The sequence below is a fragment of the Paenibacillus massiliensis 2301065 = DSM 16942 genome (assembly GCF_000377505.1).
Lineage (GTDB): Bacteria > Bacillota > Bacilli > Paenibacillales > Paenibacillaceae > Paenibacillus > Paenibacillus massiliensis.
Window position 1 is genome coordinate 31,745 of sequence record NZ_KB898207.1, and the last position, 21,579, is coordinate 53,323.

General features: G+C 48.8%; 23 protein-coding genes and 1 riboswitch. Of the genes, 12 read left to right on the plus strand and 11 right to left on the minus strand.

All coding sequences use genetic code 11. From position 1 onward, the window contains the following. Positions 1-209: 209 nt before the first annotated feature. Positions 210-1,037, minus strand: coding sequence for a polyamine aminopropyltransferase (gene speE / locus D328_RS0126655; RefSeq protein ID WP_018888103.1), 828 nt, complete (start codon positions 1,035-1,037; stop codon positions 210-212). 253 nt (positions 1,038-1,290) lie between these two features. Between speE and D328_RS0126660 the strand changes: the two genes are divergently transcribed. The 3 genes from D328_RS0126660 to D328_RS0126670 all read left to right on the plus strand — a co-directional run bounded on the left by D328_RS0126660 (position 1,291) and on the right by D328_RS0126670 (position 5,124). Then, a complete protein-coding gene (locus D328_RS0126660; RefSeq protein WP_154659334.1) occupies positions 1,291-3,291 on the plus strand; it encodes a transglycosylase domain-containing protein in 2,001 nt (666 codons plus the stop codon). A 279-nt stretch (positions 3,292-3,570) separates the two neighbouring features. Then, a complete protein-coding gene (locus tag D328_RS0126665) occupies positions 3,571-4,266 on the plus strand; it encodes a DNA-3-methyladenine glycosylase (protein ID WP_018888105.1) in 696 nt (231 codons plus the stop codon). 117 nt (positions 4,267-4,383) lie between these two features. Further along, the gene (locus D328_RS0126670) at positions 4,384-5,124 is read left to right on the plus strand and encodes an MBL fold metallo-hydrolase (protein ID WP_018888106.1); all 741 of its coding nucleotides are present in this window, start codon (positions 4,384-4,386) and stop codon (positions 5,122-5,124) included. Positions 5,125-5,263: 139 nt separating this feature from the next. Here D328_RS0126670 and D328_RS0126675 read toward each other — a convergent pair whose 3' ends face one another. Beyond that, complete coding sequence (locus D328_RS0126675; RefSeq protein WP_018888107.1) at positions 5,264-5,767, minus strand: YwhD family protein; 504 nt, start codon at positions 5,765-5,767, stop codon at positions 5,264-5,266. Positions 5,768-5,935: 168 nt separating this feature from the next. Between D328_RS0126675 and D328_RS0126680 the strand changes: the two genes are divergently transcribed. From D328_RS0126680 to D328_RS0126700, 5 genes are all read left to right on the plus strand, one after another. Then, positions 5,936-7,909, plus strand: coding sequence for a M1 family metallopeptidase (locus tag D328_RS0126680; protein ID WP_018888108.1), 1,974 nt, complete (start codon positions 5,936-5,938; stop codon positions 7,907-7,909). Between the two features lie 12 nt (positions 7,910-7,921). After that, complete coding sequence (locus D328_RS0126685) at positions 7,922-8,761, plus strand: hypothetical protein (protein WP_018888109.1); 840 nt, start codon at positions 7,922-7,924, stop codon at positions 8,759-8,761. A 170-nt stretch (positions 8,762-8,931) separates the two neighbouring features. After that, a complete protein-coding gene (locus D328_RS29860) occupies positions 8,932-9,387 on the plus strand; it encodes a hypothetical protein (protein WP_154659333.1) in 456 nt (151 codons plus the stop codon). Positions 9,388-9,721: 334 nt separating this feature from the next. Next, positions 9,722-9,859, plus strand: a riboswitch (cyclic di-AMP (ydaO/yuaA leader). Between the two features lie 5 nt (positions 9,860-9,864). Continuing rightward, positions 9,865-10,365, plus strand: coding sequence for a C40 family peptidase (locus D328_RS0126695; protein ID WP_018888111.1), 501 nt, complete (start codon positions 9,865-9,867; stop codon positions 10,363-10,365). A gap of 268 nt (positions 10,366-10,633) precedes the next feature. After that, entirely contained in the window at positions 10,634-11,134 is a 501-nt protein-coding gene (locus D328_RS0126700; protein ID WP_018888112.1) for a GNAT family N-acetyltransferase, read from the plus strand. A 103-nt stretch (positions 11,135-11,237) separates the two neighbouring features. Here the strand turns inward: D328_RS0126700 and rbsK are convergent, their stop codons facing one another. From rbsK to D328_RS0126715, 3 genes are all read right to left on the minus strand, one after another. Further along, on the minus strand, positions 11,238-12,203 hold the full coding sequence (gene rbsK / locus D328_RS0126705) for a ribokinase (protein ID WP_018888113.1): 966 nt from the start codon (positions 12,201-12,203) through the stop codon (positions 11,238-11,240). Positions 12,204-12,297: 94 nt separating this feature from the next. Beyond that, on the minus strand, positions 12,298-12,597 hold the full coding sequence (locus tag D328_RS0126710) for a 4a-hydroxytetrahydrobiopterin dehydratase (RefSeq protein ID WP_018888114.1): 300 nt from the start codon (positions 12,595-12,597) through the stop codon (positions 12,298-12,300). Between the two features lie 139 nt (positions 12,598-12,736). Then, positions 12,737-13,030, minus strand: a complete 294-nt coding sequence (locus tag D328_RS0126715; protein ID WP_018888115.1) for a hypothetical protein — start codon at positions 13,028-13,030, stop codon at positions 12,737-12,739. 259 nt (positions 13,031-13,289) lie between these two features. On the opposite strand from D328_RS0126715, the gene motA reads away from it, so the two are divergent. Both motA and motB read left to right on the plus strand, forming a co-directional pair. Beyond that, the gene (motA, locus tag D328_RS0126720) at positions 13,290-14,084 is read left to right on the plus strand and encodes a flagellar motor stator protein MotA (protein WP_018888116.1); all 795 of its coding nucleotides are present in this window, start codon (positions 13,290-13,292) and stop codon (positions 14,082-14,084) included. Then, complete coding sequence (motB, locus tag D328_RS0126725) at positions 14,077-14,874, plus strand: flagellar motor protein MotB (RefSeq protein ID WP_018888117.1); 798 nt, start codon at positions 14,077-14,079, stop codon at positions 14,872-14,874. The genes motA and motB overlap by 8 nt, the downstream gene beginning before the upstream one ends. A 175-nt stretch (positions 14,875-15,049) precedes the next feature. Here the strand turns inward: motB and D328_RS0126730 are convergent, their stop codons facing one another. Then, positions 15,050-15,751, minus strand: coding sequence for a pseudouridine synthase (locus tag D328_RS0126730; RefSeq protein ID WP_018888118.1), 702 nt, complete (start codon positions 15,749-15,751; stop codon positions 15,050-15,052). Between the two features lie 5 nt (positions 15,752-15,756). Further along, positions 15,757-17,604, minus strand: coding sequence for an ATP-binding protein (locus D328_RS29865; RefSeq protein ID WP_233426249.1), 1,848 nt, complete (start codon positions 17,602-17,604; stop codon positions 15,757-15,759). A 324-nt stretch (positions 17,605-17,928) separates the two neighbouring features. Between D328_RS29865 and tadA the strand changes: the two genes are divergently transcribed. Together tadA and D328_RS0126745 are read left to right on the plus strand one after the other, a co-directional pair. Beyond that, positions 17,929-18,414 carry a tRNA adenosine(34) deaminase TadA gene (gene tadA / locus D328_RS0126740; RefSeq protein WP_018888120.1) on the plus strand — a complete coding sequence of 162 codons (486 nt, stop codon included), beginning with the start codon at positions 17,929-17,931 and terminating at the stop codon, positions 18,412-18,414. Next, positions 18,411-18,983 (plus strand): GNAT family N-acetyltransferase, encoded by a 573-nt coding sequence (locus D328_RS0126745; protein ID WP_018888121.1) that lies wholly within the window; start codon positions 18,411-18,413, stop codon positions 18,981-18,983. Before tadA ends, D328_RS0126745 begins: the two co-directional genes overlap by 4 nt. A 187-nt stretch (positions 18,984-19,170) precedes the next feature. Here D328_RS0126745 and D328_RS0126750 read toward each other — a convergent pair whose 3' ends face one another. The 4 genes from D328_RS0126750 to D328_RS0126765 all read right to left on the minus strand — a co-directional run bounded on the left by D328_RS0126750 (position 19,171) and on the right by D328_RS0126765 (position 21,570). Continuing rightward, positions 19,171-20,247, minus strand: a complete 1,077-nt coding sequence (locus tag D328_RS0126750; RefSeq protein WP_018888122.1) for a hypothetical protein — start codon at positions 20,245-20,247, stop codon at positions 19,171-19,173. A gap of 324 nt (positions 20,248-20,571) precedes the next feature. Next, positions 20,572-20,724, minus strand: a complete 153-nt coding sequence (locus D328_RS0126755) for a small acid-soluble spore protein P (RefSeq protein WP_018888123.1) — start codon at positions 20,722-20,724, stop codon at positions 20,572-20,574. A gap of 164 nt (positions 20,725-20,888) precedes the next feature. Then, entirely contained in the window at positions 20,889-21,128 is a 240-nt protein-coding gene (locus D328_RS29870) for a hypothetical protein (RefSeq protein WP_018888124.1), read from the minus strand. Positions 21,129-21,228: 100 nt separating this feature from the next. Further along, on the minus strand, positions 21,229-21,570 hold the full coding sequence (locus tag D328_RS0126765) for a hypothetical protein (RefSeq protein WP_018888125.1): 342 nt from the start codon (positions 21,568-21,570) through the stop codon (positions 21,229-21,231). Between the last annotated feature and the right edge of the window lie 9 nt (positions 21,571-21,579).

Below are 21,579 nucleotides of genomic sequence, written 5' to 3' on the forward strand. Positions count from 1 at the left end.
ATATCCGCATGAAAAACCGCCTTCGCCTGCAGACCACCAGGGAAGACGGCTACTATGGCCATACCTCGCTATATTCAGCTAACCTCATAATTCCAATCTACTACCACATTCCAGTAGAGCGTGGGCTGTCATACTGCTGGGGACTGTCCTTGGATAAAGACTTGAATGCATCCAGTAGCTTAGCTACAAGCAGTCATAGCTGCAGCAGTCTACTTCGTCAAATCTTCTACGAACTTAGGCAATACGAATGCTGCTTTATGCAGGCGTGGACTGTAGTATTTCGTGTCCATCTCAGGAATCCGTGACTCATCCACCTCTAGCGGATCGTATTTCTTACTGCCCAACGTGAACGTCCACAGCCCACTTGGATAGGTTGGAATATTGGCACTATAGACGCGAACAATCGGGAAAATCTCTTTGACGTCCTTGTTTACCTTCTGGATGAGGTCCGCCTTGAACCACGGGTTATCGGTCTGAGCGACGAAGATGCCATCCTCCTTGAGCGCCTCATAGATCCCTTGATAGAAGCCCCGCTCGAACAACGGCGCAGCCGGACCGACAGGCTCGGTAGAATCGACCATGATGACATCATATTCATTTTTGTGCTCCAAAATATGCATATATCCGTCGTTCACCAGCACTTCTACGTTCGGTTCATCCAGCTTTCCTGCAATCTCCGGCAAATATTTCTTGGAGTATTCGATCACCTTGCCATCAATCTCAACCAACACAGCCTTCTCTACCTCGGGATGCTTGATCACCTCACGAATTACACCACCATCTCCCCCGCCGACAACCAGTACGCTCTTGGGGCTCGGGTGCGTGTGAAGCGCCGGATGGGCCACCATTTCATGATATACAAATTCATCCTTTACCGTCGTCATAACCATCCCATCCAGCACGAGCATGTTGCCGAATTCCTCCGTCTCGATCATGGCCAGCTCCTGATATTCCGTCTGTTCTGTTACATAGGTCTGTGTGATCTTGGCTGTAATTCCGAAGGTTGGTGTCTGCTTCTCCGTGTACCACAATTCCATCGTATATCCCTTCTTTCCGTTAACATAGTGTTGGTCTTCCTATCATCACCTTGGCTTCCATGGTGCATACATCCAGAACCATCCCACAACTCTTCTTGCATCTTCACTACTAACCGCCTGTCCCAAGCACATGAATAGACCGATGCAGATTGCACATACTGAGTATAAAACCATGGAAGAAGGTGGAAGCGTGAGTCGCGCAGATGGCAGGCCCAAATCACGCCTGCGTGCTTTTATACTGCTTCTCAAGACCATGTGGGTTACGGGTGTGTTATGCGTATTACTAACCGCAGTAGCCGCATTGTATCTATATACGACCAGCCTGCCTCTGGCAGATACGGACCGCAACTCCAGAATGCTAGATAGCAGCGGACAAGTGATCGCCACCTTCTCAGCCGGCGGCAAAGACAGCATCCCTGTAGCACTGGAGAACATTGCACAGCCCGTCATTGATGCAACTATTGCTGTGGAGGACCGAAAGTTCTTCGAGCATTTTGGCTTTGATCTTAAGGGCCTTACCCGTGCCGTACTCGTGAATCTGCAAGAGATGAACATGTCACAAGGGGCGAGTACCCTGACACAGCAGTTGGCCAGGAACCTCTATCTAAGTCATGAGAAGACCTGGACACGGAAGGCCAAGGAAGCCGTATATACAGCTCAGCTTGAGATGAAATACAGCAAGCAGCAGATTCTGGAGATGTATTTGAATCAGATCTACTACGGTCATGGGGCTTATGGCATTGAAGCAGCTGCCCAGATGTACTTCGGGAAGACTGCCCGTGAGCTCAATCTGGCGGAAAGCACTCTACTAGCCGGGATTCCCAAAGGCCCTACCTATTATTCACCCTATAATCACATGAAGAATGCAAAAAACCGGCAAAAAGTTGTGCTACAGGCCATGGTGGACACTGGCAAAATTAGCCCCGCCGAGGCATCTGCGGCCTATGAACAGCTGCTGCCGCTGAAGGCGCCAAGCGAACGAACCACGGTGGAGGCCGCGCCATATTTTCGGGATTACGTCCGCAATGTTGTTCTGAACGAGCTGGGAATTAGCAAAGCACTGCTGGAGCATGGGGGACTCAGCATTTATACGACACTCGATATGGGGATGCAGGAAGCTGCAGAACAGGCTGTAGCCAAAGGATTGCAGGGTACCGAGGAGCTGCAGACAGCCCTTCTCTCGATTGATCCTCGTACAGGTCACGTCAAGGCCATGGTCGGCGGACGTAACTATAGAGTCAACCAGTATAATCACGCGTTGACTGCGACCCGGCAGCCAGGCTCGTCGTTCAAGCCGATCATGTACCTGACCGCCATTGATTCGGGGCAATTGACCAGCTCCTCCAAATTCGAGAGCAGGCCTACTTTGTTCCGATACGACGATGACCGCAAGACCTATCAGCCCCGCAATTTCGGGGATAAATATTGGGGAGATATCGATATGCGGCGAGCCATTGCGGCCTCCGACAATATTTACGCGGTCAACACGATCATGCAGCTCGGAGCAGAATCCGTCATTGAGATGGCACGTAAGCTGGGTGTCACCACTGAGCTGGAGGCAGTACCTTCTCTCGCTCTGGGTGCTTCCCCCGTCAGTCCGTTCGAGATGGCATCGGCCTTCGCTGTCATGGCTGGAGGAGGCCAGAAGCGCCCTACTATCGCGGTGCTCCGAATCACGGATGCAACCGGACGCATCCTTTATGAAGCCCCCCAACCTGTTGGTGTCCAGGTCGTGAAGCCCGCCGCCGCCTATGTGCTGACCCGCTTGATGGAGGGCGTCTTCGAAGAGGGCGGAACAGGCAACCGTGTTGCGAAGACGATGAAACGCCCTGTAGCCGGGAAAAGCGGCACGACGCATACCGATGCCTGGATGGTCGGGTATACACCAGAGCTCGCTACAGCGGTCTGGGTCGGCTACGATAAGAACCGTGCAATCAGTACGACGGATGGCAGAAGGGCGGCTCCGATCTTCGCGGAGTATACTGAGCAAGCTCTGGCGAATGTGCCACCCAAGATTTTTCCGATTCCGGATGGAGTCGTGAGCGTCTATGTTGATCCTGACTCAGGCAAGCTGGCTTCAGCCCAGTGCCCGAACAAGCAATTGGAGGTGTTCGTCAGCGGCACCGAGCCTAAGGAGACATGTGACGGACATGGTGGAGGGCCACTTGTGCCAGAGCCAGCTGGAACCACAGAGATTAGACACGAAGAGAAGCGCTCCTGGTGGTCTGACTTCAAGCGCTGGTGGATGGATTAAGTCGATGGTAAAAGAGAGCTTCACCCTGGCTGCGGCCAGAGTGAAGCTCTTGTTATGTCGTAATCCATCGTTAGCTATACATTCGATGACTATACATTTAATAACCACACATTTAATAACCACACATTCGATGACCGTACATTGGTAACCATACTTGGGTAACAACCATACATAAGATTGCTATACAACCGATTGCCGATACAATAGAAGAAAGGGATCAGAAGTATTAGACGCTTCAGGTCACCTCGTACGAGAAAGGCCGAGAAAGGAGGCGTCCACTTGCTGAATAATGGCTCTGCCGATGCTGAGAGAGTCACTATATCCGACATTTACCCCCTTACCGCCTTAGAAGCCGCTCCACTGCTCTTGGGCCATACGCTGGTTAGAGCTACCGAGGATGGGGTCATTCGCTGCCGCATTGTGGAGACTGAGAGCTATGGAGGGGCTGAGGATCAGGGCAGCCATGCTTACCAGAATCGGCGCACGGCCCGCACGGAGCTTATGTTCCAGGCGGGTGGTCCTGCATATATCTATCTCATCTATGGAATGTACCACTGTCTCAATGTAGTCACTGGCGCCATAGATGACCCTCAGGCCGTACTGATCCGTGCCGTCGAACCGCTGACACTACAGGATGAGCTGTTAATGAAGCGCTATCGAGGGACTGAGCTCAGGAAGCCAGCTGATATGAGCAATGGTCCAGGCAAGCTATGTCGTGCATTGCGTATTGATAAGAGCCTTAACGGCTGCTCGCTTCGCAGTACAGAGGGGCCGCTCTGGCTAGAGACGGCCACGATAGACCCAGATATGCAAATTATGAGCGGGCCCCGCATTAATATCGACTACGCAGGCGCCTACGCCGAGAAGCCTTGGCGCTTCATCATCCGGGATCATGCGTTTAATTCGGTACCCAAGGCGCCACTATCCTTTTATAAGAAATATGGTAACTTGGACCAGATCAACGGACAACATTGAGGCTGTCTCATCTATGACCTTTTCCCTGACGGTAGGATACTTTACTATTTTCCTTAGAAACCTTACAACCGTATCCTATTGGGGGTAAAGGCATAAGTACATGGAGGTGCGTATGAAATGAACATATATATTCGAGCTCTAAATATTGAATTTGACTATAACGGAGAGACCCAGGTCATTACCCCAACCTTGATTAGAGATGAGCAGCATACTTTCCTGGTGGATTGTGGGTACCCCGGCTTCATATCTAAGATCGAAAAAGCATTAAATCAAGAAGGGACTTCTTTCTCAAACCTAACAGGAATAATCCTGACACATCATGATCTGGACCATGTAGGCTCGCTTGCCGAGATCAAACGAACGTTTCCCCACATCCGTATTATTGCCCATGAGCTGGAGGCTCAATATATAGAAGGAAAGTGCACCGCACCACGCCTACAACAGGCTCTGGATTCGCTGAATCTCCTCCCTGTACAGGAGCTGCCAGCAGCGAAGGAATTCATCGGGGTATTGGAGTCACTTGAATCGGCCCCAGTCGATCAGACTGTGCAGGATCAGGAGCAGCCACCTGGGTGCTCAGGAATGAAAATTGTGCATACGCCTGGGCATACACCTGGACATATCTCCATTTATCTGGCAGCTAGCCGCACACTGATTGCCGGTGATGCTGTAGTTATTGAGCCCAGTGGAGAGCTAGGAATTGCTAATCCGCAATATACGCTGAATCTTCCCGAGGCAGTGAGATCCGTTCAGCAACTGGCCAACTATGAGATCGATACACTGATCTGCTATCATGGCGGGATTTTCAGCGGTGAGGTTCTGCCTGCCCTGCAAAGGCTGCTTCGTTCCTACACCTAACACAATAGCTGCTTTCCAGCCATACAAATAACCGGAAGGATCATAGGATCTCTTCCGGTCTTATTTTTGTATACATATACTCTGTACAACAGAATTCATGCTCAGTCTACTAACGATACATCAATCGCAGCTACGAATGCTAGGCCTCCAGTGCTTGCTTCAGCTCATCAGGTGAGGCATTCCACCATTCTTCATTATGGGAGATCAGCAGAGTTTTCAGCGCTGCCTTCTCCTCTTGCCCCAGCTCATCCAGCATGATGCGACGCTTCAGGGCATAATCCATCTTATTCACATGTTCGGCGAGAATCTTCCAGCCACGCTTGGCCTCTTCATCAATCCACATCTCACATGCCGTAGCCCCTGCATACAAGCGGCCTTCTGGTGTACGATCCACCGCTACCCAGACGAGCCATACCTGACGTCCATTGGGTACATCTTCTTTATTGGTAGAAAATTTAATACCGCGCTCCACCTTGCTCTTGGCATGCATCGCTCCAATATCAATCTTGGCCTCACCACGATCAATAATGACCGGTGACATGTTATTCAGGTCAATGGACCCTGCACCAAAGCCCTTGTGCTTGCTCTTCGCGCTTACAATATTCAAGGCAATCTGCTTCTTGCCATCCTGATTCTGCTCCATATCGATCCTCCATGACACGTTGTATTTAGTATATCAACCCTAATTCCAGCAGGTAACTTCCATAGCATCCATACCAACCAGTATGTACTCTAAATATTTTAACTAATAATCTCCTGATTGCAAACATATACATGCTGTAGATGCTTGTCAACGGGAGGTATCCAATGTATGGCTCCAACACGCGCCAAAACTTTTATTCAGTGCTTGCTCATGATCGTGCTCATCACAGGAGAGCTGGTAGCTGGCAGCTGGCTGTATCCTGATCCCGCCTCTGCGCTTGCCTCCAATCCGGCCAAGCCCTCCGCAGCAGCGGCGGTTCCAACACCACCCACGCCCCCTCCTGCACCCCAGGCTGAAGTGTTAAGCAAACGGCTTGTGGAATATCACATGGATGTCGCCTTGGAGGATGGAGGGATATTGCAAGGCACCCAGACCGTAACATGGAAGCATCCCGGCACGAAAACGGTAACCGAGCTATACCTCCACATGTATCCGAATGCCTTCGAATCCGCCAATACAACCTTCATGAAGGAATCAGGCGGCAAGCTGCGCAATGACCGAATGCCCAAGGATGGATATGGCTCCATTACGCTCAAGGAGCTAACAACCGAGGACGGGCTTTCCCTGATGCACCGTACGCAATATGTACAGCCGGATGATGGAAATGTGAATGACCGCACCCTGCTCAAGGTTCGCCTTCCTAAGCCAGTCAAGGGCGGGGAGAGTATCACGCTGCATATGAAGTACGAGGTTAAGCTTCCGCAGATCTTCGCCCGCATGGGCGTGGCTGGGGATTTTGTAATGGCTGGACAGTGGTTCCCCAAGCTGAGTGTATATGAGCCGAAAGGCCGTAGAGGACGGGCTGTGGAGGGCTGGAACCTGCATCAATATCATGGCAACTCGGAATTTTATGCAGATTTCGGAATTTACAGTGTCCGCATTCGCGTCCCTGACCGCTACATTGTAGCTGCTACAGGCTTCCCGACCAGTACCCCTGTTACACAAAATGGGCAAAAGATTTATCAGTTCTATGCGGATGATGTACATGACTTTGCCTGGGCAGCCTCACCCCACTTCGTAACAGCGGAGGAGCCCTTCTCCTCTGCAGGCGTACCTGGCGTTAAGATCAAGCTTTATCTCGATCCTGCTCACAAGGACCTTAAGGATCGTTACTTCTATGCTGCCAAGTCAGCACTGGAGAACTATAGCAAATCGTTCGGCACCTACCCGTATTCCACACTATCCATCGTAGTCCCTCCCAAGATGGGCAATGGAGCCGGCGGCATGGAGTATCCTACTCTGATCACAGCCTTTGGAGCAGATGACAGCCAACCTGGCTATGAGCTTGAGCGCACGGTAGTGCATGAGATTGGGCATCAGTATTTTTACGGGATGATTGCGAGTAATGAGTTCGAAGAGCCTTGGCTGGACGAAGGCTTCACTAGCTATGCTGAAGACCGCTTGATGGAGCAGGAGTATGGCTTAATTCCTAATCTGCCCTTACAGGCCAGTCAGATATCATCACCAGAGCCTTTGACCCGGGAAGCATGGAAATACAGCTCGTCCACGAACTACGCCCAGAACTCCTATCTCAGGGGAAAGCTGATTCTGTATTCCATTGAGCAGCAGGTGGGCAAGAACAAAATGAATACGATTATGCGCACCTATGCGCGCAAATTCCGCTTCAAGCATCCGACCTCGCAGGATTTCCAGTCTGTCGTGGAACAGGTTACCCATAAGTCCTGGAGCGATTTCTTTGAGCAATATGTGTACGGTAGTCAGATGGCCGATTTTGCGGTCGATCAGATAAGGACGAAGAGACTTGGAGCCGGCCGTTATGAATCGACAGTCACGATCTCCAAGCGCGGGGGAGATGTGCCGGCGGTACCCATTCAGATCACATTTGAAAATGGACAACAGCTCATGAAGTCCTGGAACGGTGCAGACAGCAGCGTTACCTATAAGCTCGAAGGCAGCTCACCAGTCGCTCTCGTTACCATCGATCCACTGCATACCATCGTACTGGAGCACAAGCATATCAATAACATGCTTCGGGCCCGGCTTGATGAGCAGGTCTCTATCCGCTGGAATCTAGGTATTACCAAGCTGATTGAGCTATGGCTTGGAAGTCTGTCATGGTGAGGTGTCTGCTGAATGCCTGCATATATTAAGGAAGGCTGGGGGCTGGTGTGCGCCCGGCTGCACATAGTCGTGATGTTGTTTTTATACCGTCTGCTCTGGGGTGTCTTCATTTACCAAGTTGTGCAATACGCTGTAGTCCCTATCCTGCTCCGCTATCCTGGAAAGGAGCAAAGCGAGCTGAACCAAGCGCTGTTCTGGATAGAGGGCCAGCTGGCGCTCACAGGAGAGCGTAGCGTCCAGACCTATATATGGGTCATCATTGTGATGGCGCTTATACGCATGATAGTGACCCCAATCATTCGCGCAGGTATCTACTACGCACTGTATGCCCAGGATGGAGAGCACGGTAAGCTCGCCTTCTTCCATGGCATGAAGACGACTTGGCGCTCATCCATGCTCTATTACTGGATTGAGACCTGCCTGATCTGGCTGCCTGGATACTGGATACTTCAGAGATTGCTTCCCCATATCGAAGGACTTCCGCAAAATCTCGCTCATCTTACCTACATCCTTCCTTATGTAGCCGCATGGATCGCTTATGGCTGGCTTATAAAGCAATGCATCCTGCACATGCAGCTCGGCACTGTCAGCCACACTGGAGCCTGGGGAGCTCTCCTACGTTGTCTGCGGTATCTGCTTCCCGGGATGACGATATCCTTACTGCTCGGTCTGTTCTCCTGTCTGCTATTCCTTCTCTTTGGTGGTGTACAGTGGCTGTGGACAGGTCTCGCTGCGCTCATTCTTCAGCAGTTGTATCATGTCGTGACCAGTCTGTTCGGGCTCTGGCACGTTAGCTCGCAATATGCACTCTGGCACTCTGTTGCTCCACCAGCTTCAAGATTGTCTTCATAGTAGTGCTTACTCAAATCAGTAGATATATAGTGAAAACTGTACTAATATAATCGAAGCAGCCTAGGGACCGCCAGAATGTAGAGGGTTTATTACTCCTATACTATCGTGAACCAGACAACATGTATTCGCTATGGCTGGATTCCAATGCCTTCGGGAAGATATTATCATCGGTGCTGGATGTAGATTTTCACGTTCACCCTAGAACCATGATACATGATTACGCCAATTATTTTGTCTCGTTCACCTCCGTATTTCTAATTCAAAGCAATAGTGACTTGGAGCGGGTTACAAAGGCTATCGGTGAAAAAATGCCGTTATTTATGAACTATTATGTTAATAACAACCTTATATCTAATGATAGAATCTCCTCCCTGCTTGAGGATGAAGTACTGATGCGTAACATCGGTGAATACGAGCGCCGGATAGAATACCCCTTGATGCTCAGGGCTAACAAATTAATAACATCAGCTAAGCAAGACGAGATCCACGCACATGAACTTATCCCCTTATCACTTAAGATTGATGTCAGTCTTCAGGAGTATCTGTTGTCCTGGGCATACGAAGAGGGGAAGCTATCTTCAAAAGGCGAGAAATTCTTTAAAGAAAATTTTCAAGAAAAAGTATGAACTATTGGCAATGTTGAGGAACAAATCGTTGTAATCGTGTTTTGAAAAAGAGACATTCCTGAAGAAATCCACTGCACATACACGAAGGAATCTTGACCAAAAAGCAAGAAAAAACGTCTGTTCTTGTTCATAATTACGCATTATTTTTACAAAGAAAGCCCTTGCAAAAATGCTAGGGCTTCTTTTTTGTTACTTTTTGCTTTGAAACATTTGCCAAATTGATAATCCTTTGTTACAATAGTCGCAGTGATTGGATAGTAACAACTTTGTAATTTTTCCCGTGATGATTATGAATAACTTGTAATCTGCTGATATCGCTTGAATCTAGGTGCAAAATTATGTGTTGCCGAATCCTCGCACCTGGGGAGCGGGGGAACCAGTTTTGGGTGAATTGATCTTGTAACAGAGGGATCATAGGGGACCTTCTTACCGAATCCTTAAGCTAACCTCGTAGGCATTGGAAGGGGCTTGTCTTTTTTGAAGAAGAAACTAACTATCGCAGCTGTGAGCTTCGCGATCGCATTCTCCACTTTCTCCTTTGGAGCAGGAAGCGCTTTTGCGGACTCTAAGATGAATCAGGTCATCGATGATGCCGTTGGTACTAAATATCGTGCTGGTGGAACAACTCTTAACGGATTTGATTGCTCAGGATTCACTCAATTTGTATTCAACAAACTTGGCATCAAGCTGCCGCACCAATCCGGTGCACAATACAAGATGGGAACAGCTATCTCCCGCGCGGATCTGAGAGCAGGCGACTTGGTATTTTATAATACTAGCGGTAGAGGCGTATCTCATGTAGGCATTTATGTCGGCGACGGCAAATTCGCCCACTCCTCTTCTTCTCGTGGCGTTATTATCAGTTCTATGAGCGAGAGCTACTATGTGAATCGTTATGTAGGTGCAAAACGCATCATGAGTACAGACACTTATCATGAAGCAGCTGTCGACAGTGAAGATTTCGACGATGTGGAATAATTAAGCTAATTTTTCCAATAATATATCCAACGGATAAGACCGCAGATCATTCTGCGGTTTTTTTGTATTCTCTACTTCATTAACGATGTAAGTCAAAGAAAGGTTGCAGAAATTATGCACATAACCGAATGGTTATAACGTTCTATATAGACTATTTACCCCGCCGGCTAGCTTCCAAACATACCATCACGTAAGATGAGAGGTTGACTTGACCCACTCATTGGGGGATATTAAGCTAATATTCAAGATATGCAAGGAGTTGAAGACGGTGACATCTGAAGCAGGTGACTATCATGTCCTCCCCATGGAGGAGGCTCATGGAGCCATCATAAGCAGCTGGAAATACACTCCACCTTATGACATATACGGCTGGCTCCCCTGGGAGCAGATGAAAGCACTGGAGATTGAATTCGGTAATCCCGAGCTACGACAGGCCCAATATGCGGTTGTCTTCAATGCTACCGGCACGCTATGTGGATTTGTACAATTCTTTCCCATGGTTGGTGTTACCCGTCTCGGTCTAGGTATGCGCCCCGATCTGTGCGGACACGGACAGGGCAAGCATTTTGTCACAGCCATCGTTAATGAAGCCATACGAAGGAATCCGGAGAACGAGATTGACCTTGAGGTGCTGATCTGGAATGAACGGGCCATCCGTGCTTATCAGGCGGCAGGCTTTCGAATTACGGACACCTACGAGAGACAGACTCCTGAGGGCATGAAGCCCTTCCACTGTATGGTCTATCAGGCAGGTAGCCAGAGCGAATAATGCAAAAGGGAGCCGTGTTAGTGCACGACTCCCTTACATTATTCGCTGTTTTTCTATTGTAATAGTGTTCCCCAGCGGCCATAACTCTTCATCAGGTATTCACTCAGACTTGAGACTGCTTCTTCTGGAAGGCCTCGACCTCCACCGCAGTTGGCATACCCGATTGGGCTCCAAGCTTGGTGACGGACAGAGCGGCCGCAGCCATCGCATAGGATACTGCCTCATCGAGCGATTGCCCTCGTGCCAAGGACACAGCCAGAGCTCCATTAAAGCAGTCTCCCGCGCCCGTAGTGTCTACAACATCTACCGTATAGCCCTTCACATGACGTACTACGATGTCCTTACCAGCCTCCGGGATGGAGGCGTACACTGCTCCATCTGCCCCCAGAGTCGTTACTACATCGGCTCCAATGGATGCAGCCAGCTCTGCTACTGCGGCCTCGACCGCCTCACGTTCCTCCAACACCCCACGTCCGGTAAGCATAGCAAGCTCACTTCGATTAGGTGTGATCACATGCGTATTCCGCAATAGCTCCTCGGGCAGGTTCTCCACGGCTGGGGCCGGATTCAGCACGACCCGCGCTCCTCCGGCAGCAGCTATACGTGCCGCCTCGGTCACTGTGCCCAGTGGTACCTCCAGTTGCAGCAGCACCAGCTTGGCCTGACCAATCGTCCCTGCTACCTCTTCCTCATGTAGGATGGAAGGGGTCAGCTGTCCATTTGCACCGGGAATGACGATAATCCGATTATCTCCGCCAGACAGCCAGATGGAGGCCGTTCCTGTCGTTTGCCCGGACAATCTGCGAATCTTCGTTGTGTCTGCGCCACTTGCCTGCAAAGAGTCGATTAGCTGTTGACCAAAGGCATCATCACCGACCGTCCCAACCATGTACGTAGACGCACCCAGTCTTGCAGCAGCAACAGCCTGATTGGCTCCTTTTCCCCCCGGAAGATAATACAGTGCCTCACCCGACACAGTCTCCCCCTGCTCAGGTGCACGAGTCGCCTTAACCACCAGATCCATATTCAGGCTTCCTACAACAGCAATAGTATCATTGCGCTCATTCATCGTCTCGTTCTCCATCCTGTGCTAAGCACATAGTTGAGCCGTGAACCCTGTCCTCTCACAATCTAGGGCAGACCTCACGCATCCATGCCCAATTCTAATCAACTGCACGCATCTTCTCGTAGAGCTCATTAAATTGCTGAGCTTCCTTAATATCCACAGCTGTTATTCCTCCATCATCCCAGGAGGTTAGACGGAGCGTAACAATTTTATGATCAATGGTAATGAAGGGGTGATGATTAAAGGCCTCTGATATGCCAGCAACCTCATCAACGAATGCGATTCCCTTCATGAAGCTTGAGAAATTGAATTTGCGGATAATCCAGCGCCCCTCTTCCAACTCCCAGCCTTCGAGCTTCTCCAGGTGGGCCTCAACTTCTTCTTGTGTAAAAGGCATGATTCTCTACTCCTCTCCGCTAGACAAACCCCCGCCATTACACCTCTTCACAGCATTAGCTGCCTTCGATGGTGCAATGCGCCGATTAATATCGTGTTTCATATTACCATGACGATAGCCAGAATGCCACCAAGGGCTTCTATACCAGGGATACAACGGTAATTTCTTCCTCACCGATGAGGATATTAATCCGATGGTGTTCCGGATCATGAATGATGACCCCACTACCCACCGTAATAACGGGATTCTCACTCAGTGCATAGAACAAATCTTCCGCAAGCGCCTCATTCACTTCGTGCTGCTCTACCTGACCAAGGGCCCCCCATTCGTCCGACTCCATCTCAAAAAATAAATAGCTATCCGCAATCTGTCCTACGGCAGTTGTTAGCTCCCGCAAAATCTCTTCATATTCACGTCCATGCTTTACGCCCATCTTGGCCTGTTCATCCTTCCTGTAGCGGCTTCTGCTCCCTGCCCGGTTACATAATTTCCAATCAATAGATGCTCTTATGGGGACAAATTCAGTAAGCCAAAAGTAAGAATCGTACTTGTGCACTATATTATACCGGAAAATTGCCCTTAAAAAAAAAGCGGATTGTGTCGATAAATACTATAATCGCGTTTCAATACGCCGGGGCAAGGATGTCCTTTCGGCGCAGATTGTTAATAATTTCTCATGGATGAGGTGTATCATGCAAATTTCAACAATTATCGGGCTGGTACTCGGGCTAGTTTCGCTCGTTGTAGGTATGATTTTGAAGGGAGCACCGGTTGTCAATCTGGTGAATAACCCCGCTGCCTACATGATCATCTTCGTGGGTACCGCCGCGAGTGTATTCATGGCCTTTCCAATGTCAGATATGAAAAGGGTCCCTAAGCTGTTCAAGATTCTGTTCACCGAACAAAAGCTGCCTGACCGCAAGGAATTGATCTCTACCTTTATGGAATGGGCATCCATTACTCGTCGTGAAGGTCTGCTGGCCCTGGAGGCCAAAGTCGAAGAAATTGATGATGCCTTCCTGCGCGGTGGTATGCGGATGATTATCGACGGTAACGATCAGGAATTTGTAAGAGATGTATTAATGGAAGATATTAATGCCACAGAGGATCGACACCGTAGTGGTGCGTTAATGTTCTCACAGGCCGGCATGTATGCTCCTACGCTCGGGGTACTCGGGGCGGTCGTAGGTCTGATTGCAGCACTTGCTGACCTTAGTGACATGGAGAAGCTCTCCCATGCGATCGCAGCTGCATTTATCGCCACCTTGCTCGGTATTTTCACAGGTTACGTCCTATGGCACCCGATGTCCAATAAATTGAAGCGTCTATCCAAAAAAGAAGTCGAAGTGAAGCTCATGATGGTTGAAGGTCTGTTGTCTATTCAGTCTGGTGTATCCACGATCGCAATCAGCCAGAAGCTGACTGTATTCCTGACTCCGACAGAGCGGGCAACCATGAGCGACAGGGAGGAGAGGGGCAGTGAGTAAAAAAGGTAGACATGAGCCGCATGAAGAACATGCAGACGAAAGCTGGCTGCTCCCTTATTCGGACTTAATGACCCTGCTGCTCGCCCTGTTCATCGTACTGTTCGGAATGAGCTCTCTGGATGCCAAACAGTTCGAGGAGATGGCCAAATCCATGAGCGCCGCCTTCAACGGCGGTACGGGCGTTCTTGATTATAAGTCTGCCAATCCTACAGAGCCTACTGTAGATCTGGGCAAGAGCAAGCAGACGACTGATAATCTGCAAAAACAACTGGCCAAGCAAGAGCAAGAGGATCTGGAGAAGCTCAAGAAGCAGATGGATCAGTACATCTCAAGCAACGGCCTCACAGATCTGCTCAGCACCAAGCTCAATCAGTCTCAGCTCATGATTACCATCGCCGATAATGCGCTATTTGCATCAGGACAGGCTATCGTGAAGCCTGAGTCACGTAAGATTGCTCTAGCCATCGCTGCAATGCTGGAACGGTTTCCAGACTATGATATCATTGTATCGGGGCACACCGATAATATACCAATATCCAACAGCCAGTACCCTTCGAACTGGGAGCTGAGTGCTGATCGAGCATTGAATTTCATGCGTATTCTCCTGCTGGATGACAAGCTGGACCCACGCAAATTCAGTGCCATCGGTTATGGAGAGTATCGTCCGACGGCCTCCAATAATGATAACGTAGGTAGATCGAAGAACAGACGTGTTGAAATATCCGTCATTCGTAAGTATCAGAACGGAACACAAGTCATAAGTGCAACCTCAGCCAACAATAATCCATAAGAAAATGAGGCATCTCCTTGAACTCCATGAGTCAGGTGATGCCTCTTTTGCTGCCTATTTACTACCTTTTTACTACAAGCTTGAGGTCTTCGTGCTTGTCATGCTGCAGATATACTTACTGGTGGAAGTACAGGCAGAATACCTCTTCCCCAGCTTCAGACTTAGCACATATGTGCTAAGTAAGCTTGTAATCGAGCAACTGCCCCAGTTCTTGCTTCTCTGCCTGCGACAGATCACGCCAGCTACCTCTCGCTAGCGTGCCGAGCTGGATATTCATAATGCGAATACGCTGAAGACGGTACACTTCGTAGCCGAACGCAGAACACATTCGCCGGATTTGTCGATTCTTACCTTCCGTCAGTATAATACGGAATACTCGCTCCCCGATCTGAGTCACTTTGCAAGGCAAGGTACGCTGCCCCAGAATCTTTACCCCTGTGGACATCCCGTGCAGGAATGAGCTTGTCACCGGCTTATTCACAGTGACGATATACTCCTTCTCATGACGGCCTTCTGCCCTTAAAATTTTGTTCACAATATCCCCGTCATTCGTCAGCAGAATAAGCCCTTCAGAGTCCTTATCCAGCCGTCCGATCGGGAAGATTCGCTCTGTATGTCCTACAAAATCTACAATATTCCCTTGAATATGACTCTCGGTAGTGCTGGTGATGCCTACAGGCTTATGCAAGGCGATATAGACATGCCCGGACTTCCCCGTCAGCGGCTTGCCATGCACACGGACATCGTCACCCTCCTCAGCTTGACTCCCCAGCACAGCAGTCACGCCGTTAATTGTCACATGACCGCCTTCTACCAACTTGTCCGCCTCACGTCGCGAACAGAAGCCTGTCTCGCTGATAAACTTATTGATACGCAAGCTCTCTACACTCCTATCTCATTCTTACCCTCTGCAGGACCTGCCAGCTTAGAAGCTGAATGTCTCTGGGCCTCGGGCAGATGCACGGTAACAACTGTTCCTTCCTCTGAATGACTCTCAATCTCCAGCGTACCCTGATGATTCTGAATAATACGCTGGCTCACCATTAGTCCTAGCCCGGTCCCCGAAGCCTTGCTGGTAATGAAGGGCTCACCCAGCTTCGCCAGAATCTCAGGCGCGATGCCTGGACCCTGGTCCTTGATCTTGATTGTAACGCTTCCCGGTGAAGAGAACAAACTAATACGGATGATTCCTCCCCTTGGCATGGCTTCAATGGCATTTTTCAGAAGATTAATGAATACCTGCTTCAATTGATTCTCCTCGCAATAGACCATAGCGCAGGCCAGACTGATCTCCAGCTCAAACTGGATATCATGCAGATGAGCTTGACTGTCCAAAAGAGATACCACATCGCCCAGTACATATCGAATATCCAGCTTCTGATATTGAACCGCCTGCGGCTTCGCCAGAATCAGAAACTCACCCACGATCAGATTAATACGGTCGAGCTCCGATAGCATAAGGTCTACATGCTTTGCATTCAAGCGATCTGTCTGCTGCTGAAGCTGCAGAAAGCCGCGCAATGTCGTGAGCGGATTACGAATCTCATGTGCGACCCCGGCGGCTAGCTGGCCCACCGTCTTCAGCTTCTCGGAGCGACGGAGCAGCTCCTCCATTCGGTTGTGCCCGGTAATGTCCCGGGAGACGCTGATGTAGCCCGTAATCCCTTCATTCTCATCATGAATCGGAGAAATACTGATACTCACTTCGACCTGACTTCGATCCTTATGTAATCTCACCGACTCATACGAATGAATCTGATGCCCTTCGAGCAATCTATGCTGCTGCTGCATATGCTCTTCCTTCAATTCCTCCGGAATGAAGTCCAATTGCTTGCCCAGAATCTCCTGCTGTCGCCAACCATATAGCTGTTCGAATGCCCGATTGACACGCACGACAATCCCGTTGGCGTCCGTCACATGAATAGCATCAGCAGTCTGATTAATGACCGATTCCAGGTAATCCTTGACCTTGCGATTCTCCTCGTTCATTTGCTCCAGACGGTGGGTATACAGGCTTAGATTGTTGGCCATGACATTAATACGGCTTCCCAGCTGTCCCAGCTCATCCTGACTACGAATCGTCAGGCGCGTATCAAACTGCCCTGCCGCCATCTCATTCACTTTGCCGAGAATACCCTGAATTGGCTTAATAATCATTCCGGCCAAGAAGTAGCTGCCGATAATAATGACCTCAAGTAATACTAATGAGATAACTACCATGCTCAGCAGCTGCTCCTGTACCATGATAGCCACTTGAGAGTTATCCGCCATGATGCGGATGACATATGCCTCGAAGGTATTGGAATAGAACGGATAGAAGATCTTGACGACTTGATTCTGCCCCCAGCCACTGTACTGGAATACCATATTGGAGGTGCGAACAGCCTCCTCAATGGCAGATCTTTCATCACTTAGAGTACCCTGCTCATAATTGCCGAAGGCTACGGCCAAAGAGCTATCGTTCGCTGTTCCCTCCAAAAGCTGCTGTGCGCGCACCCCCGTAATCTCCAGAATTCTTGGATCGCTTTCCACCGTATGCGCTACAATGTTATCACTCACATAATTTCCACTCTCGTTGGCAGCGTGACTAAGCTGCTCCGCCAGTTGATGCAGCTGTACTTCAACAGCCCTTCGTTCGTTCTCATTCAATAAATAGAGATTAAGCGCAATGTTCAACAACAGAATCAATAGTGCAGAACCTGACATAATTAGAGTTAGTTTTATTTTCATCGACACACTGAAAGTTCACCCCTTAACGGGTTATGGGGATAACTGGCAATAGTAATTCCATCATAACCGCTTTACAGCATTTTGAAAAGAAAAGAAGGTGTTATTTCAGCCGGGATCACTTGGTATTGTCATTAACTCTGGCATTGACTACAATAAAGAAGGATTTCATCCACAGATTATACACAAATCCACAAAATTATTAACGGATTGTGCATAACTCTGTGTATAAATTCAGACTTATACACAGAGTTATGCACATCATGTTAACAACGGAATATCTGTTCGTCGAATAACCGTTGGAGAAAGGGGCCCACATTAAGCATCATGGAGCAAGAGCATAATCATGAATATTGGATGAGACAGGCGATAGCTGAAGCTTTAAAAGCACAGGAGCTTGGCGAGGTCCCCATTGGGGCTGTCATTGTGCATAATAATGAGATTATTGGACGCGGCTATAATCTGCGCGAGACGACAAAAGATGGCACAGCCCATGCAGAAATTGTTGCCATTCGCCAGGCTAGTGAGCATTTGGACGCTTGGCGTCTACTGGATTGCCGTCTGTATGTAACGTTAGAGCCGTGCCCTATGTGTGCAGGAGCCATCGTGCAGTCCAGAGTGCCCCAAGTCATCTATGGAACAACAGATCCGAAGGCTGGCTGTGCAGGAACGCTGATGAACCTGTTACAGGAACCTCGCTTTAACCACCAGACAGAGGTGATTCCGAATGTACTTCAGTCGGACTGCTCCTCTTTGCTTACTGATTTTTTTCGACAGCTACGCAAAAAAACTAAAGGAGGCGATCCAGTATGACTATTACTTTATATAACACCCCCCAAGGAATCTTTTTGCGCCAGCTTCAGCTAGAGGATGCACACAGACTGCTGGAGCTTCGCATCCACAATAGAGAGGCGCATGCGATCTACGAGCCGATCCGGGAGGAATCCTTTTTTACCCTAGACGGCCAACAAAGGTTCCTTCAGCAACGTCTTGATGATGCCGCGGCGGACCGGGGTTGTTTGTTTGGCCTGTTTGATTTGAAGGACGAGCGATTAATAGGGCAGATTAACATATCCAATATCGTTCGGGGCGTTGCCCAATACGCCGATATTGGCTACTTCATCAATCAGGGGGATGCTGGAAAAGGCCATATGACAGCCGCTCTAAAGCTTATTGTCCAATATGGCTTCAACGCCCTGCGGCTTCATCGACTTCAAGCCTGTACACTTCTGCATAATGAAGCCTCGCAGCGAGTACTGCTCAAGGCTGGTTTTCAGAGCGAAGGTATCTCGCGTCGCTATCTGAAGATTCATGGTGAGTGGCAGGATCATCGCAGATTCGCTGTTATGGTAGATGATGAGCTGGATTATTTGCAAGGGTAGCCTCATTCGCTCTTGCTTAGCATGCATTAGCATGAATTCCCTGTACACAAAAACAACGCCCGTATCATGCATATCATTGGCATGGTCGGGCGTTGCTTTTTGTTTTCAACAGATGTAAGAGGATCCTCTCAAACGCAAGAGAACTAGCTACACGATCTGTTGTCAGTTTATTATGATGAAGCTGATATTAGAAGCCTGCACCTGTTTGTTGTTGGAACTCTTCCATCGTGATTACGTCATCACCCGTTGGAATGCCAATGACGAAGGTCTGCTTCTCATTAATCTTGGAGTATTGGGATGTACCCGTGAAGGCAACCTTCACATTGCTTTGGGATTCTGCATCATTGAACTCCAGATTTGCTTTCATTTCTTGATAGATCGGCAGATCGTCGCTGTTCACCGCAGTGTTAACGTCGAACTGATTCACCTTCAGCGATTTCTTCAGCTCATCAAGCTGCTTGGTGATCTCTCCGCTATTGGCTTGGAGCTCTTCCTTGGCTTTTACAATCTCAGCTTGATCTCCTTGGAGTAGCTCTTTGTACTCTTCCTTAGCTAGAATATCGAGCACATTAGGAAGTGCCTTTGTGATGAAAATATTCAGTGCCTCTTGAACGTTATCATTAGTCACACTGAATTGCACGACTTGCTTGGCATTTACACCCTCTGGAAGAGCAGCATCCTTAGGATCAATGTCCTTGAAATAGGTATCTTGATCATACTCTGCAAGTACAGCAGTAGACAGTTCATTCACAAGCTTCTGTGCTTGGACTTGATCCACTGATCCTGCAGTGAACTCGCCACCGCTTTGCTCCGCCAGCTCCTTCAGATCCAGCTCTAGGAACTTGCCTACAACCGTCTCCGGCATTGGCAGCATCGGAATTCTTGGGATTTTCACATACATTTTATCTTGGGTTACTACCATAGGGATCGTAAGCTCTGTTGCCATATCACCCTTCAGATGAATACCTACTGTTACTTCCGTCTGTGCTGGCTCCAGCTGGTAGACGCCATTCACTGTAAGTTCAGCATCCTTCAGCATACTCATCATCATGCCAGCTGTTGGATCGTTCTCCAGCGCTGGTGAAGTGAAGGATAGGTCATTAATAGTCAATTTTGTAGCCATCTCATAGGAAGTCATTGTGCTCGTCTTCTCTACAACTGAGTTAATCAGTTCCTTCGGCTCCTGCTTTTTAGCACAGCCTACAAGTGCCAACATGAAGACCAGTAGCGCACACATTGCCAATGTTGTCCATTTTCTGTTCATGCTAAGTTCTGTCTCTCCCCTCGTATTAACCCCTCAAAAAAATAGATATGCATTTATCGATTGTTCATCAATATAACACATATCACCTTAATCATAACCTAACTAGCGAGGTATTGAAACACTTTAAAGGGAAATTGATACCTGAGACATAAGCTTTGTGTATATTAACGCATGGAACAGAAAACAACCCTGATTAGTATGTGGACTAATCAGAGTTCCTTTCGCACGCTGTTATTTTAAATAGGTCAAATTCGAAGCATAGAACACTTTCAGCTAATACTACGTCCCAGATCATTACACATGTAATCTGATTCGGTTAAGGTACTAACCTTGCGGATTCAGATGGTCGACATGGTTGCGATTTTTCACCTTTTTGGAGCCCGACAACGGCTCCTGCATGCCACCGCTTCGGTCGTCATTTCTTCTGGACTTATTGTCCTGAGCTTCCGGTACTGGTACTGCTTTGGGCTTGCTCATCCTTTATACCTCCTTATGCAAACATAGTTGAAGCACACAGATGTATTTTGTCATGGACGCCGTCTACTTGATCAGTATAGTACGTATCTGAATCTCAAGCAGATCGATGTTCTGAACTTATGAACTACTTATCCCTCTATCGGAGAGCTTGTTCATCTGTGCCTTCAGGAATGACTTGGGTTCATATCCTCAGTCTCATCATGGTTCAGAGCGTCCTGATGTCTGCGATCATTGCGATCCTGTTGAAGCTGCTGTGCGTGATGAGAATTCACACGGGTAGTATTCAGGTCCTGCACTACATTGCTCAGGTTTTTGTCCAGGCCTTGCTTGGCTTTGCTCATGCTCGCTACACATCCTTTCCATTCCATTAAATGTTCCATCGGATTGGACATCTGAAGTTCCATCAATTGGACATCCTTCGTTATTAAGAACGCTTCACTTCTTCAAGGCTTTCTTTGCACGCTACTTCCACCTCTTATACTGGTAGACGGTCGCGCATTTTAACTAGGGGTTCGTAATCTGTTGCAATGCTTGGGCGCATTGATGAATATGTCTCGTGTAATGATCAGCGAGCTCCTGAACATAATCTCCCCGCTCATCAATCGTCTGTCCATCCCGTTCAACATCGACGAGTTGGACCTGCACCTCGCGTGTATCTACGTACGTACAGGCGAAGTCCAATGAATAGCTTTGACGCCCATTAGCATCAATATGAATGCGCAGCGCTTTACCATTTGCCTCATCTGCCGCGACCAGCGAATGATCTCCTGGATGCAACAACTCAGGCAAGCGCTCTTGCCAAGCTTGAACTAACTGCTGTTGGTCTATGTTTAGTTCTTTATTCATGTTAGCACC

Bases quoted from the DNA above. Each gene is read 5' to 3' on its own strand.
- speE (WP_018888103.1), bottom strand. From the start codon at position 1,037: ATGGAATTGTGGTACACGGAGAAGCAGACACCAACCTTCGGAATTACA.
- D328_RS0126685 (WP_018888109.1), top strand. From the start codon at position 7,922: ATGCCTGCATATATTAAGGAAGGCTGGGGGCTGGTGTGCGCCCGGCTG.
- D328_RS0126675 (WP_018888107.1), bottom strand. From the start codon at position 5,767: ATGGAGCAGAATCAGGATGGCAAGAAGCAGATTGCCTTGAATATTGTA.
- D328_RS0126750 (WP_018888122.1), bottom strand. From the start codon at position 20,247: ATGAACAGAAAATGGACAACATTGGCAATGTGTGCGCTACTGGTCTTC.
- D328_RS0126765 (WP_018888125.1), bottom strand. From the start codon at position 21,570: ATGAATAAAGAACTAAACATAGACCAACAGCAGTTAGTTCAAGCTTGG.
- D328_RS0126755 (WP_018888123.1), bottom strand. From the start codon at position 20,724: ATGAGCAAGCCCAAAGCAGTACCAGTACCGGAAGCTCAGGACAATAAG.
- D328_RS0126660 (WP_154659334.1), top strand. From the start codon at position 1,291: ATGTGGGTTACGGGTGTGTTATGCGTATTACTAACCGCAGTAGCCGCA.
- D328_RS0126680 (WP_018888108.1), top strand. From the start codon at position 5,936: ATGGCTCCAACACGCGCCAAAACTTTTATTCAGTGCTTGCTCATGATC.
- D328_RS29870 (WP_018888124.1), bottom strand. From the start codon at position 21,128: ATGGAACTTCAGATGTCCAATCCGATGGAACATTTAATGGAATGGAAA.
- D328_RS0126745 (WP_018888121.1), top strand. From the start codon at position 18,411: ATGACTATTACTTTATATAACACCCCCCAAGGAATCTTTTTGCGCCAG.
- tadA (WP_018888120.1), top strand. From the start codon at position 17,929: ATGGAGCAAGAGCATAATCATGAATATTGGATGAGACAGGCGATAGCT.
- D328_RS0126670 (WP_018888106.1), top strand. From the start codon at position 4,384: ATGAACATATATATTCGAGCTCTAAATATTGAATTTGACTATAACGGA.
- D328_RS0126715 (WP_018888115.1), bottom strand. From the start codon at position 13,030: ATGGGCGTAAAGCATGGACGTGAATATGAAGAGATTTTGCGGGAGCTA.
- D328_RS29865 (WP_233426249.1), bottom strand. From the start codon at position 17,604: ATGAAAATAAAACTAACTCTAATTATGTCAGGTTCTGCACTATTGATT.
- motA (WP_018888116.1), top strand. From the start codon at position 13,290: ATGCAAATTTCAACAATTATCGGGCTGGTACTCGGGCTAGTTTCGCTC.
- rbsK (WP_018888113.1), bottom strand. From the start codon at position 12,203: ATGAATGAGCGCAATGATACTATTGCTGTTGTAGGAAGCCTGAATATG.
- D328_RS0126710 (WP_018888114.1), bottom strand. From the start codon at position 12,597: ATGCCTTTTACACAAGAAGAAGTTGAGGCCCACCTGGAGAAGCTCGAA.